Annotated in this window: 10 protein-coding genes; 5 read left to right on the top strand and 5 right to left on the bottom strand. The window is 53.9% G+C overall.

Annotated features, from left to right (window positions below):
* Nucleotides 1-9 precede the first annotated feature (9 nt).
* The 3 genes from MKY59_RS23270 to MKY59_RS23260 form a co-directional block, all read right to left on the bottom strand.
* Nucleotides 10-375 (bottom strand): VOC family protein, encoded by a 366-nt coding sequence (locus tag MKY59_RS23270; protein ID WP_339273987.1) that lies wholly within the window; start codon nucleotides 373-375, stop codon nucleotides 10-12.
* Between the two features lie 245 nt (nucleotides 376-620).
* Nucleotides 621-2,273: an alkaline phosphatase gene (locus MKY59_RS23265; protein ID WP_339273986.1), complete on the bottom strand. Its 1,653-nt coding sequence runs from the start codon at nucleotides 2,271-2,273 to the stop codon at nucleotides 621-623.
* Between the two features lie 280 nt (nucleotides 2,274-2,553).
* On the bottom strand, nucleotides 2,554-3,486 hold the full coding sequence (locus MKY59_RS23260) for a 2-dehydropantoate 2-reductase N-terminal domain-containing protein (RefSeq protein ID WP_339273985.1): 933 nt from the start codon (nucleotides 3,484-3,486) through the stop codon (nucleotides 2,554-2,556).
* Nucleotides 3,487-3,655: 169 nt separating this feature from the next.
* Between MKY59_RS23260 and MKY59_RS23255 the strand changes: the two genes are divergently transcribed.
* The 5 genes from MKY59_RS23255 to MKY59_RS23235 all read left to right on the top strand — a co-directional run bounded on the left by MKY59_RS23255 (nucleotide 3,656) and on the right by MKY59_RS23235 (nucleotide 11,517).
* Complete coding sequence (locus MKY59_RS23255) at nucleotides 3,656-4,246, top strand: TetR/AcrR family transcriptional regulator (protein WP_339273984.1); 591 nt, start codon at nucleotides 3,656-3,658, stop codon at nucleotides 4,244-4,246.
* A 37-nt stretch (nucleotides 4,247-4,283) separates the two neighbouring features.
* A complete protein-coding gene (locus MKY59_RS23250) occupies nucleotides 4,284-5,588 on the top strand; it encodes a hypothetical protein (protein ID WP_236415761.1) in 1,305 nt (434 codons plus the stop codon).
* Nucleotides 5,589-5,899: 311 nt separating this feature from the next.
* Nucleotides 5,900-7,414 (top strand): AbgT family transporter, encoded by a 1,515-nt coding sequence (locus MKY59_RS23245; RefSeq protein WP_236415762.1) that lies wholly within the window; start codon nucleotides 5,900-5,902, stop codon nucleotides 7,412-7,414.
* 37 nt (nucleotides 7,415-7,451) lie between these two features.
* The gene (locus tag MKY59_RS23240; RefSeq protein ID WP_339273983.1) at nucleotides 7,452-8,729 is read left to right on the top strand and encodes an amidohydrolase; all 1,278 of its coding nucleotides are present in this window, start codon (nucleotides 7,452-7,454) and stop codon (nucleotides 8,727-8,729) included.
* 538 nt (nucleotides 8,730-9,267) lie between these two features.
* Nucleotides 9,268-11,517, top strand: a complete 2,250-nt coding sequence (locus tag MKY59_RS23235; protein ID WP_339273982.1) for a carboxylesterase family protein — start codon at nucleotides 9,268-9,270, stop codon at nucleotides 11,515-11,517.
* A 207-nt stretch (nucleotides 11,518-11,724) separates the two neighbouring features.
* On the opposite strand, the gene MKY59_RS23230 is transcribed toward MKY59_RS23235, so the two are convergent.
* Together MKY59_RS23230 and MKY59_RS23225 are read right to left on the bottom strand one after the other, a co-directional pair.
* Nucleotides 11,725-13,311 carry a stalk domain-containing protein gene (locus MKY59_RS23230; RefSeq protein WP_339273981.1) on the bottom strand — a complete coding sequence of 529 codons (1,587 nt, stop codon included), beginning with the start codon at nucleotides 13,309-13,311 and terminating at the stop codon, nucleotides 11,725-11,727.
* Nucleotides 13,312-13,428: 117 nt separating this feature from the next.
* Nucleotides 13,429-13,992 carry a DUF1697 domain-containing protein gene (locus MKY59_RS23225; RefSeq protein WP_339273980.1) on the bottom strand — a complete coding sequence of 188 codons (564 nt, stop codon included), beginning with the start codon at nucleotides 13,990-13,992 and terminating at the stop codon, nucleotides 13,429-13,431.
* Nucleotides 13,993-14,072 lie beyond the last annotated feature (80 nt).

Here is a 14,072-nt window from a genome sequence, read left to right as displayed (position 1 = left end):
GGGATCTTCTTAGGAATGCTCGGCAAGCTGAACTTCGAAGCCGTCCGGATCGACAATGTAAATAAACCGCAAACGGGGGTTGGGTTCGATGGGTCCGCGTGCGACCGGGACGCCCAGCTCTTTCAGCCTGGCTATGGTTTGCTCCAGCGACGATACCTCGTAGCCAATAGAAATGCCTGCTTCCGGCTTCAGAATGGTCCCGCTGTTTTCGATCAGCTCCAGCTTCGTTTCGTTCTCCGTGCCAAGCATGGCGATTTGCCGTCCCCGGCTTTCGAACCTGCGGTGAACAGGCAGGCCAAGCACGCCGTGATAAAAAGCAAGCGATGCCTCCAAATCGCGCACCCGCAGGGTAATCCAGTTTAGTCCAATCAACATGGAAACTCTCTCCTTTTGTGGTGAAAATTCAGGATGGTTATGCCCATTATACGACAAGCTCGAACGTGGTCCTACCATGGAAACGAAAGAGGGGCCATCACGAGGCGAAGCTGCTGCAGCGAATTCACTTCGACAGACAACAAAAGACTGCCGAAGGAATTCGGCAGCCCATAAAGTTTGCAGGCAGAGTGCTGCATATTGCTGGTAGTGCTCTTTATTGCGTGATCATTAAATGCGATCAGCGTTTACTGGATCAAATCCACGGCACCTTGCGGTACGAAAGCGTCAACGCCGTTATACACGATCACGCCTTCCAGTGCCGTCTTTTTGCCATTGACCAAGGCGACGTTTTTGTAAATTTGCAGTTCCAGCTTGGTGCTGCCTTTAGTCACGAGGATCTTCGGATTTTTGGCATCCTTCAGGTCCAGCTTGTAGGTCGCGCCTTTGGCCGTAAAGGCTTGTTTCGCAGGCACAAACAATTGTTTGCTGGTGCTTTCCAGATCCAGTCCGAGCACGCGTGCCATGTATTTGGCCACATCGGTATTGTCGATGACGCCGAATGGACGGTCATTGTTCGGTGCGTACGTATAGAGAACGACGTCTCCGCCCGTATGTCCGCCGGTCGTCCAGCCGATGCCGGAACGTTTGCTGATCATTGGACCGACGACATAGTTCAGGCTGCCCGGCTTCGCCGCTTTGATGGCGGCCACTTCTTCGGTCGTCAGATCCGTGATGCCGAAATATTGTTTCATGACGGCTTTGATATTGGTGCGTTTGGCATTGAGCTTGGATTCCAGGCCCTCGCCGGTCAGTTTGGCTTTTTTCAGCGGGCTGATAAATGTGGACAGCGGCTCTTCATCGTATGTGCCCGTTGTAGCCGCATTACCGATGGTCAGACCGCCGTTCGCATGGTCGGTAACTGCCACGACTGCCGTTTCGCCGTCGGCTTTCGCAAAGTCGAGCGCTACTTTCACGGCATCGTCGAATGCCAGCACGTCGCTGATGACGCCGATCGGATCATTGGCATGGGAAGCCCAGTCGACTTTGCTGCCTTCGACCATCAGGAAGAAACCGTCCTCGTCCTTGGAAAGAACGTCGATGGCTTTGGACGTCATTTCGGCCAGGCTGGGCTGTTTCGCAGGATCACGATCCATGTCGTACGACATGCCCGCTGGAGCGAACATACCCCAGAGCTTGTTCGATTTGGAAGCTTTCATCGCCTCAGGCGTTGTAACGTAGTCGTATCCCAGCGCTTTGATGGAAGAGATCAGGTTCTCGCCGTCTTTCCGTCCGTCGGGTACCAGGTAGCTGCTTCCGCCGCCAAGCACAACGTCGATGCCGTTAAACACTTGTTGTTTGCTGAGTGCATCGTAATTTTTGCGATCCGGGTAATGTGCCGAGAAATCGGCTGGCGTGGCATGCATGATTTCCGAAGTAGCGATGATGCCGGTTGCTTTGCCTGCCAGTTTGGATGCTTCCAGCACGGAAGCGATCGGTTTTTTGGCATCGCCGGCAGCGATTGCCTTTTGCCCTGGCATGGTCGCTTTATCCGGCAGGACGCCAACATATCCGGTATGGGATTTGTGGCCTGTCGCAAATGCCGTACCTGCCGGCGCGGAATCCGCAATTGCCGCGTCTGCAGAATAGGTGCGCACGAGACCGCTTGCCATGGAGTCGAGCGTCAGGGCAGAGCCTTTGTACCAACGGGCCAGCGTGGTCGCTTCATGCGCCATGCCGTCCGGGATCAGGATGATTACGTTTTTGATCGGGGAAGAAGACGATGTCGCTGCAGTGTTTTCTTCAGCCCAGGCAGCGCTGGTGCTTCCCATGCTTGCCGCAACGATCGTGGTCATCGCGAGCAGCATTTTAGCCGCACGGGCATTCAACCGGTTTAACATGAATACAGCCTCCTAAATATGGTGTGTGTTTGTATGTACTGAACCTAGTGTACAGGCGAAATAATAAATGGACGTTTTCCCTAAGTTAACCAAGTGTAAATTTTACGATTAGTGGGGCGAATATATCGGCTTGATGATCGGATACGTGCAATTCGTCAAAAATGCAATGCTGAAATAAAACATAAAGGGGGCTGATCATGCCTGACAATCCTTGCCGGTCATGATCAGCCCCTTTTGGTTTTTTGACGCAGCCTGCAGAGAAAAATGCTTTTTCGTTATCTTACGGCGTCATTGCGTTGTTGAACTGTTCCTCCAATGCGTCCCAATGCGGAGTCCGGACCCCTGTCTGCTCCTTCCAGCGACGAAATACGCGGCTTAAAGCCGCAATTTCATCTACTGATCCGTCAACCAGCTGGCTGGCGGGCAGCATATGAAATATTTTCATGACCAGCCGCATGAGGCCAGGGTACTTGCGGACCAGCGAAGCTTGTGCGGCGGGGATCAGCGGATAACCGAGGGATTCGAGGACCTGAAATCCTTCGTCCATCGCTGCGATCATCTGGCGCAGCATCTGGCTATCGCGGGCGATGTTTTTCATCTGATAGCTATGGATCACGATAACGAAGTTCATCGCCACGATCAGTATGATATGATTCTTTAACCAAGCGTCGATATTTTCCTCATAGATAAGCTTGTACTTTGTTTTCGAAAATGCTTGATCAAGAGCCGACCGGAAAGGGATTCCCCCGTCGAGCCCGCCGATAACCATCTGCCCGGGGCCTATGCGAATACAGTCTACACGACCGTTTTCGCGACGTCCTGCCGTCGTTTGGAATCCGAAAGCGATGTTTTTGGGTATAGGACTGTGTTCGTGTACGTAGGTTTGCATCTCATCTGCATCCACATTGTTTCCGACGAGGACGATATTTTCACTTTTGTTGGCGGCCAGAATCGGCAGAATCGAGGCGAAGTCCGTATATTTCATGACCACAAAGATAAGATCGAAATGATGGTCCGGCTCCAAGCTCCGGATGACGCGGATCCGATCTACCGTTGTTTTGCGCTGGAAATAGTGGCGGATCACCAGGCCGTCTTTCTCCAGCTCTTCTGCCCGTTTTCCTCGAGCCAGCAGGCTAACCTCGTTGCCTCCTCGTGCAAGAACATGTGCCAAATAGCTGCCTAGAACACCTGCTCCATAAACCAATACGTTCATAAATGAACCTCCTTATATCGAATAAACAATTGTTGAATAAATGACGTTTGTTGACTAAAATAAACATATCATCTGATAAAACAGCGGATCAATCGCCGATCTCTTGCATTCTGTTGAGAATTCAACAAAACGGGTCTTGGTTGTCTAATAAAAATAGAGAGGTACGCATATGGACAGACGTATTCAAAGGACGAGACAAGCCATCATGGAAGCTTTTATCGGTTTGGTGGAGGAACTCGGCTTCGAGAAAATCACGATTCAAGCGATTGCGGACCGAGCGAACGTAAACCGGGGAACCATCTATTTGCATTTTGCGGATAAATACGCCCTGTTGGACGAATGCGTCGAAACGTACTTGCAGTTACTGTACGACAGCTGCATGCCGGACGGGGAGCCTGACCGCGATCAGTCGCGTGCTCTGCTGCTGCGAACGTTCGAATTTCTGGAGCGGCATGCCACCATCTATTCCACGCTGATGACGAGCAAGGGCGTTCCGGCTTTTCGCAAGAAAATGATCTCATTAATGGAGCAGGGCATTCTGGAGCATGTTCAGCGCGTACAAGTTCATACGAACGTGAAAAAGGACGTTCTCATCCAGTTTTTAAGCCTATCGGTCGCCGGCTTGGTGGAATGGTGGGTTGTGCAATCCATGCCCTACACGCCAGCGGAAATGACGGATCAGTTGATGATCATTCTGGAACATAATTTGCTATCATTGGGCCAATTTCAAGGGAAGGATTCACCTTTTTACAATAAGTAGTTACGAACAATCCAATTGGGGATGAGGAGGGGCGCGAATGTACCGAATCGGCATCGTCGGGCCGCAGCCGTCGATTGAGCGGACAATGAATGCCTTGCAGGGGCAGGAGCTGGGAACAAGCTATGAGCTGTATCCCTACGAGCATGCGCGGGAAACTGCAGACATTATCGAAAAATACCGTGGACATGTTCATGGGTGGGTATTCACGGGGCCCATTCCTTATCTGGCGGCCCAGGCCGTTCTGCGGGAACAGGAACACGCCATTTATTGCCCGCCTACGGGCGCAAGTCTGTACAAAGCCATACTGCAGGCTATATACGCTTCGGAAGAAGCCATCCAGGATATTTCCATCGATATGACGGAAAATGAGGGCTGGGGGCTGATGGACAGCCTGCACGAGCTTGACTTTCCCGAGGAACGATTACGCAAATACGTCTTTTCGACCGATTACGATGTGGAGGAAATGATCGCATTCCATGTCGGGCATTTCGAGCGCGGAACCGTCAAAGCGGCGATTACCTGCTTGTATGCCGTCTATGAGGGTTTGCTTAAACGGGGGATCCCCGTGTTTAAAATCAACTCTACCAAACTGGAAACGGTGCAGGCGGTACGTATGCTGGTGGAACGGATCCGCAGCTCTGCTTTCAAGGAAAGCCAGATCGGCGTGCTGATGGTTGAGGTGGATCGCCTGCATGAGGCGGGTGAACATGGAGCGGAGCGATACCAACTGCAATACATGGAATTGAAAATCCGCAGCCTGCTCCTGCACCATTGCGAGCAAATCGATGGTTCCCTGCATCAGGACGGAACGGGCAGATACCTGATGTACGGCTCCCGGGGCGGCATGGCCCGCAGCATGGATTCGCTGCACTCCACCTTGCATCAGCTTGAACTGGATACGGATTTGCCTTGTTATGCAGGCATCGGCTTCGGCGAAACGGCCTTCGATGCGGAGCGTCATGCCCGCAAGGCGATTCAGTACGCAAAGGATGATGAAGCCGGACGGATCATCGTTTATGAAACGGACGGAACGATCGTGGAAGCGGCCGGCGAGGAACAGGAGCTGGCGTACGAAACGTTTTCCAACGACGCTGAACTGTTGGAGAAGCTGAACAAGGCCGGCGTCAGCATTCGCACCTTCCAGAAGATCAAAGTATATGTCCGAAGGATGGGCAAGGAAGAATTTACGGCCAGCGACTTGGCTTCTGGACTGTCCATGACCATTAGACACGTGCAGCGCATCATGGGCAGCCTGACCGCTTTTTCTTTGGCGGAAATTACCGGAAACGAACTGAACACCCGCCGTGGAAGGCCAAGCAATCGGTACCGACTAACGTGTTAGATATAAGGACATCCATTTCAAGATGAATCCATACCAATGATCAAGAACCTAAGCGATGATGCCATCTAAGTTGTCATGTCCGCCAGTGGAGGACAGGGGCAAAGGAGGACGGCACATCGTTTTTTTATTTTGTGTCAAAATACGTAACACAGGTATTGAGTTTTTCTCGGCATTAATTATATAATGTCCTAAATTAATTGCGACATTTTCGTTAAATGTGCGTTATTGTTCTGCAAAGGGGACAAGGATCGTTCCTGCGGACAGGTTCAGTCATCCGGGTGCAGTTCCATCTCAGTCAGGGGGTAAAATGCATGGTCAAAGCGGAAAGACATGAGAACACAGGGCTTTTTGGTTGGGTCGAGAGAGTCGGGAACAAACTTCCCAATCCGTTTATCTTGTTTATTTATCTGATCGCCGCACTTATGGTTGCCACACTGATTTTATCGTTTTTTAATGCAACGGCCCACAATCCGATCGACGGAGAGAAGGTGCAGGTCAAAAATCTGCTCAGCGCGGAAGGGATTCAGTGGCTGCTGCCGAATGTGGTTAAAAACTTTGCCGATTTCAAACCTCTGGCTTCGATTCTGTCCCTTGTACTGGGGATCGGTCTTGCCGAGAAAGTAGGGCTTCTGGAAGCGGTCATGCGCAAAATGGCTGTTCGCGTGCCTGCACGTTATGCAAGCTACCTCGTCATTTTCATCGCGTTCTTCAGCCACGTGTCGTCGGATGCGGCGCTGGTAATCATGCCCCCGCTGGGAGCGCTCATCTTTTTGGCCGTAGGCAGGCACCCCGTAGCGGGATTGATCGCCGCGATTGCGGGAGTCGGGGCCGGATTCACCGCGAATATGCTGATCGTGACCACGGACGTGCTTTTGTCAGGTATCAGCACCGAAATAGCCGCTTCCGTCGACCCGAACGTTGGCGTAACGGTATTGGACAACTGGTATTTCATGTCCGTTTCGGTCATTGTGCTTACGCTGGTCGCCGGATTCATGACGGATAAGTTCCTGGAGCCAAGACTGGGAAAATATGAAGGAGAGCGCATCTATAAGCTCGAAGCGCCTACGCCGGAAGAAAATCGCGCTTTGCGCGCCGCAGGCATTGCGGCACTGATCTTTATCGCCGTCGTGGCATTGTTGGTCGTTCCGTCCAATGGCATTCTGCGCAACCCGGAGACGGGCGGCGTGATGGGGTCGCCGTTCCTTTCAGGGATTGTTCCTGTCATTTTGCTTTTCTTCTTTACCGTAGCGCTGACTTACGGCATTAAATTAAAAGTGATCCAAAACCAGAATGATCTGCCGAAACTGCTGGTCGAACCGATCAAAACGATGGCCGGGTTCATCGTCATGGTATTCCCGCTCGCCCAATTCGTCGCCATGTTCAACTGGAGCAACATGGGCAAGTTTCTGGCATTGACGATTACCGATCTGCTGGAGAAGCTCGGCGTCAACGGGATTCCGGTCGTTATCGGACTCATCTTCCTGTCCGCGCTGCTGACCATGTTCATTGCGAGCGGATCGGCGATCTGGTCGATTCTGGCACCGGTGTTCATTCCGATGATGATGCTGCTCGGCTTCCATCCAGCATTCACGCAAGTCATTTTCCGCGTATCCGATTCGGTCATCATTCCGCTCGCGCCCGTATCGCCTTTCGTGCCGCTCTTCGTCGGTTTCCTGCAGGAGTATCGCAAGGACGCGAAGATGGGGACGTATTATTCCTTGATTTTGCCGTATTCGATCGTATTCTTCGCAGCTTGGGTCATCATGGTCGTTCTGTGGTACGTATTCAACCTGCCGCTGGGTCCGGGAGTATATCCGAGACTGTAACCGATCAGGAGATCAAACAAGAAAGGGGTAAAACCAAATGATGGACATTATTACGCTTCGCCGGGATTTGCACCAATATCCCGAACTGGGCTTCACCGAATTTCGCACGGCCACCAAAGTGGTGCAGCTATTGACGGAATGGGGGTATCAGGTCATCTATGGCAAAGATGCGATTGACGATGCATCGAGACGGGGCCTTCCCAAACCGGAGGTGCTTGAAGACGCGTATCAGCGTGCTCTAAGTGAAGGAGCGGAGCCGTCGATCGTTCAGCATATGCGCGGCGGCTTCACCGCGGTCGTGGCGGAACTGGAGGGTGTACACGCAGGACCGACCACCGCGTTCCGCTTTGACATGGACGCCCTGCCGATCCGCGAAAGCGCCTCGGAACAGCATGTTCCGCAAGCGGGGGGGTTCCGCTCGCGGCATGAAGGGCTGATGCATGCCTGCGCGCATGACGGTCATACGGCGATCGGCCTTGCCTTGGCCGAACGGCTGCGCGACAGGCAGTTCGCAGGCAAAATCCGCCTGTTGTTCCAACCTGCCGAGGAAGGGGTGCGCGGCGCTTACGCCATGGTCGAAAAAGGCATGCTGGAGCAGGTGGACCGCCTGTTCTGCATGCACCTCGGCACCGATGTGCCGTCCGGCGAATTCCGCGGCGCGTCCGGCGGCTTCCTGGCCACGACCAAGCTGGAGGCGCGTTTCACCGGCGTGTCTTCCCATGCGGGAGCTTCCCCGGAAGAGGGCCGAAATGCACTGCTTGGCGCGGCGACGGCCTTGCTGAACATTCATGCGCTGCCGCGTTTCAGCTCGGCGGATACCCGCATCAATGTCGGCATTTTGGAGGGCGGAACGGGAGCGAACATCATTCCCGAACAGGCGCGCATGGTCATCGAGACCCGCTCGACGAGCGATGAGACGAATCGCGAGCTGGAACGGCGCGTGCGCAACATCATCGAGAGCAGCGCGGCCATGCATGAGCTGGAAGCAACGGTGGAGGTGATCGGCGGCGCCATTCCGATTCATTGCGATCTGGAGCTGGCCGAGCTGGCGGCGAAGGAAGCGGAGAGCATCGAAGGATTCCGCCGTGCCGTCGTCCTTGAAGACAGCGCTGCCCTGGGCAGCGAAGATGCAAGTTACATGATCCGACGTGTGCAGGAGCAAGGCGGCAAGGGAACGTACATGATCGTTGGCAGCGACCTGCCGGCACCGCATCATCATCCTTCTTTCGATATCGACGAGCGTGTTCTCATGCCGGCGGTCGAGCTGCTGGAGCGATTGGCGAGGTCTGCCGAAAGCGGAAACGGAAATCAGTAATGTACAGGCCGTCTATGCCGGAGAATATTCTCCGGACAAGGCGGCTTCCTGCTGGCCATTTTTTTGGGCGAAATATGAAATATGGTATTGATATCGCTTACATTGTGTGCTAACATCACGATAACAACAGGATTGTAACCGCTTATATTCGGGCAATACCTGTAGGTTACCGGCTTCCAATGATGAAGCATAACAGCTTCCAATGGGGATCGGGACAACGTATTCGATACTTCATTCACCTCATACCCAAGGGTTGTAACTGATTGCAGGCAAAACCTGGATTGAGGGCAGATCACGGCGCAAGATGCGACGATTTGCCTTTGATTCGGGTTTTTTTAGTATCGTTTGCCTGGAGGTGAAATCAAAGCACCCATCGCAGCGAAATTCGCAGGAAAGGAGAAGGGGCATCGGGCTTACAAGGGCAGATAGAGAGATCGCAGGCAAACCTTGGAATGCTCTTCATAGGGACAGCCGTTTTTGACTTAAGCAATGGTGACAGCACATCACACATTATCCGACAGCGAGGAGATTTTGCACAATGAGAAAAATGAAAAAAATGAAACGCACGATGGCCATCGCCAGCATTTTGGGATTATGCGTATCCGGTTTGCCTGCCTATGCGGCCGAAACTTCCGGAGCGGCTTCCGCTTCGTCCGCGGCCATCGACAAACTGATCCAATCCCAGCTGATCCGTGGCAGCGGACAGGGGGTTACCGCAGCGTATTTGAATAAAAAAGCAACCCGCATTCAGGCCGCGGTCATGTACTTGCGTTTATCCGGATTGGAGAAGGAGGCGCTCTCGTATCAAGGCACGGATACATACGAAGATGCGCAGCTTGCGGGCAAAGTGTTGCAGCCGGTCGTCGGATATCTCAAACTTCATCCCTATTTGCAGCAAGGAGCGTCGGACAACCGATTTGAGCCGTCCGCGCCGATTACGGCAGGAGGGTATGCGTTCATGCTGCTGAAAGCGCTTGGATACGAAGAAGGCACGGATTACGAAACAGGCGGGGCGGCCGCGTTTGCTGTCGGCAAAGGCATGGCGGCGCTGGGGCAAGCCGGCGAGTTGACCAACCGCCAGTTGGCGGAGGCCACCGCGCAGGCGCTGCAGGCCCAGCTCAAAAATGGCAGGGGCACCTTGGAACAAAGCTGGAAAAACAGCGCCGAACCCAAGGCGTTTACGCCGCAAACGCAGCAGCAGACCAAGTACGGCCCGATCGACGGCGTGGCATACGAGCAATACGGCACCCTCGGCTGGTTGGGCGTTCCTTACGCAGCACCGCCGGTAGGCGAATTGCGCTGGAAAGCACCGGTTGATCCGGAGGCATGGACGGAAACGAGATCGGCGAAGGAGTTTGCGGAGAAAAGCCTGCAGCTGTCCGGTACCAAGACGGTGGGCAGCGAGGATTCGCTGTATCTGAACATCTGGCGTCCGAATACGACGAGCTCCAAGCTTCCGGTCATGGTATTTGTGCATGGGGGCGGCAATATGACCGGGTCCACCAAGGAGTTCCAGGGCGAGCAATTGGCCCGCAAAACGAACTGCATCATCATTTCGGTGGAGTACCGCCTCGGTGCGCTCGGATTTTTCAAAAACGCTGCGCTGGAGACCGGTGACGCCCTCGACGATTCGGGCAACTTCGGTCTGCTGGATACCCTTCAAGCCTTGAAATGGGTCCAGGAAAACATTAAAAGCTTCGGCGGCGACACGGATAACGTTACGCTCGCCGGACAGTCGGCAGGCGCGCGCGACGTGCTCGCGGCCATGATTTCGCCGCTGGGCGAGGGGCTGTTCCAGAAGGTCGCGGCATTCAGCGGCGGTTTGACGACGGCAGCGCCGGAAGAAGGGGAGAAGAAGTCCGGCGACGTGCTGGAGAAGCTGCTCGTGGATGAAGGCAAGGCGGCGACTGCCGAGAAAGCGAAAGCGTGGATCGCCAAGCAGTCCAAGGAAGAAGTGGCAGCTTATCTGCGCGGCTTGCCTGCGGATAAGCTGGTGAGCGCATTCGGCGGCACGGCCATCCGCATGGAGCCGTTCCCGCATCTGTTCCGTGACGGCACGGTGATTCCGAAGCAGGGCTTCGACGCGATCGGCAGCGGGGATTATGCCAAAGTGCCCGTCCTGCTGGGCAGCCTGGAAACCGAGTTTTCCGGCTTTGCCTTCGGCGATCCGAACTTCTCCCCGGCGATCAATGACGGCACGTTGTTTACGGACAAAACGAAAGCCGAGCAGTATGCCGCAGCGCTCAAATACGGCAGCGAAGCCTATGCGGGCTTCAACGCGGAGCGCGTAGCCGAACGGTTGACCAAGGTTTCCGGGCAACCGTCCGTATACGCATACCGTTTTGCATGGGGCACGCAGCCTGGCGTCATTTCCGACAAGCTCCGAACGCTGCTTGGCGCGCCGCACGGAGCGGACATGGACTTCTACACCGGCCGCGCAGACGGCATTGCGTCCTACTTCCCGGAAGGTTACTTCACGGACGCCAACAAGCCGGGCCGCGAAGCGTTGTCCGATGCGATGGCGGCGTACCTGAAACAATTCCTGTACACGGGTCATCCAGGCAATGGCGGCAGCAATGAGCTCGCGGCATGGACGCCGTGGACGAAGGATGCGACGGCACCAATCATGCGTTTTGATGCAAACAACGAAGAGACCGAAATCGGCATGTCCTCCCAATACAATCTGGACAAAGCAGCCGTCCGTGCCAAAATGAAAAAGGAATTGTCAGAGGAAACGTTCAAGCTGCTCGACGAAAAAGTGTTCAACGGTCGTTTCTTCTGGGAATGAACGCAGGGGGCATTACATTTACGAACGAAAGAGTCTGATCAACAAGGACATTTCGAAATAGCTAGGGAGCTGCCCATGAGCAGCTTCCTCACAAAGAAGAAGGAGCGAATCTCCCTTTGACAATGATGTCACGGGAATTCGCTCCTTCTTGGTTACTCATGTGTTGTTATGCCGATGAGGTCACTGCTCTATGGCCTGTAAGGCCGTTTACTTTTTCTCGTAAAAGCTGATCGTTCCCGTGCTTTCGTCCGCGCTGACGAACAGACTGCGGCCATTCACGCGATGAATGCCTTCAGGGGATTCGCCAGCCGCCCGGATCAGTCCGAGATAATCCGGGTTCGCAGGGTCTGCCAGATCGAAGAAAAGGATTGCATCGGCACGTTCGGACGCAACGGCGGCATAGGTACGGCCGTCCACCGTGGATACGGTCAGGTTTTCCACCTCGCTGCCTTTGTTCGGACTGCGATCATCCGGGTACAGGCCTGCTTTGGCCGTCGCTTCATCGATCAGGTTTTGGCTGTCATAGACGCGTTTCCCTTGCAGATCCCAGACGCTGATGCCGCGTCCGCCCGCCTTCACGCCGTCATCGAATTCGTTTTTGCCCAGATCTCCTTCATTGGCGGTAAGGATATACTTTCCGTCTGGCGTAAACGCGACGCCGTCCGGTTCATAACGTGCAGTGAGGCTGTCCGTAAATTGTACGATGCCGTCATCCTTCAGGTCTGCCGCGTGAGACGTCGTGCCGAGAGCAAAAATGGTGCTCAGCGTTTTGGTTTGCAGATCAACGATGGCCACGGCATTGTTTTCTTGCAGGGTGATGGCCGCGGTTTTGCTGTCAGGGCTAATCGCAACGTATTCGGGCTGCGGATCATGCGGATAGGCTGCGCCTTTCACATCTTCCAGGGATACGGGCACATTCGTGACTTTGCCTTCCAGCGGATTGCCCCCAGCAAACGAAACGATCATGATGCTGCCAGGCCGTTTGGCGTTGGCGTAATCGATTTCGTCTGTGGCTTTGTTGATCTCCTCGTCTTCGATGGCGATGACGGCATGTTGTCCGTCCGGCGAAAGCGCGATGGAATCCGGACCGATGCCGAGCTCGTACGTTTTGACGGTACGGTAGCTGTCAAGGTCAACAACGGCCAAAATGCCTTTGTTCGCTTCGGTGTCCGTATCGCCGGTTCGAACGACCGCCAGTCCGTATTTGCCGTCTTTGGATACCGTAACGCTCGTCACTTCGGCCTTTGGCGAGAGGTCATGGAAACTCACGGTTTGCAGTACGCTCACTTGGCCCAGATCCGAGATGTCCAATACGGAGATGCTTCCTTCATCCGCTTCGGTTACCAGCAAACGCTGTCCATCAGGGGTGGAAGCTGCGATTTCGGCTTTGCCGCTCGGCATTTGAAACGATGCTGCGAGTTCGAAGCCGGTGTTGTTTTGGGCCGCGATCACCTGCTTCTGGATCTGCTTCAATGTATTTGGAGAAACGTAAGTGGTTCCGTTTTGAAGATACGCCTTGCTGTCCAGAGCCAATGTTGAACCATTGATGGTGATGGCGTCCGAGCCGACCGGGAGCTGTGCGCGGACGCCGTCCATCCGGATCTCGACGCTGCGGCTGCTGCTGTCCCAGGTAACGGCACCCTGCATGTTCTGAATGGCCGTACGCAAAATGACATGATCGCTAGTGGCTTCAGACGTGCCGGATGCATGAGTGTGTGGTGCATAAGCTGCCGTGCCCGCAGCCAGAATGGCTGACATGGACATCATGGCCAGCCAAGGCGTCTTCTTTTTCAAATGGACCGATCCCCTTTAACGTTTGTGTGGAAATATGATAGTGATGTTTATCATGTTAACGAGGAAGCGTTAAAGGCAGGTAAAATGAAAGGGCGCGTTGTGTTAAATCAGTGAAAGTTAATTCTTTTTCTCGTCGATCGCTTGCATCAGCTTGTAAATTTGTCGCGTCGTATTGACGTTTCGCACCGTAATGAATTTGTAGAGCTTGGAGCCGACGAGTTTGTTCATGCCGCTTTTGGCGGCATCTTCCCTGCTGACGGAATATAATACGGCTCCCGAAACGTAGATCAGCGTCCCGATTCCGGGTTTGATGGGCAGCCTGTCCAACACCGAAGCATCATTGATTTCGTCCCAGAGGAACAGAACGTCGCTTTTGCTCTGGTCACCGTTGCTCCAGTCCTCCGGAAGTGCCTTGATGACCACTTCGACTTCATGAATGTTCCGCACGATGACCGGGATTTGCAAGCCAAAATCATCCGCAATCGCTTGTTCAAGCTGGAGGGAGATTTCGGCATGGGCGTTGGCTCGTTCGCGATGATCGACAAAGATGATGTTACCGGAGTTGATGTAGGTCACCACGTCGGTGAAGCCTGATTTTTCAAACGTCTCTTTCAGTTGTTTCATGTTGATTTTGTTGTTGCCCCCGACATTGATGCCCCGAAGCAATGCAACATAGATCATAAATGGTTCCTCCTCTGCGACAATGAATGGACCGGTATGCCTTTTATCTTAGATTCTACATGCACAGTATACCAAATGGG

Source organism: Paenibacillus sp. FSL W8-0426 (assembly GCF_037969725.1).
GTDB lineage: Bacteria > Bacillota > Bacilli > Paenibacillales > Paenibacillaceae > Paenibacillus > Paenibacillus hubeiensis.
Note: the sequence above shows the minus strand (reverse complement) of the source record. Positions and strands in the feature narration are given on the sequence as shown.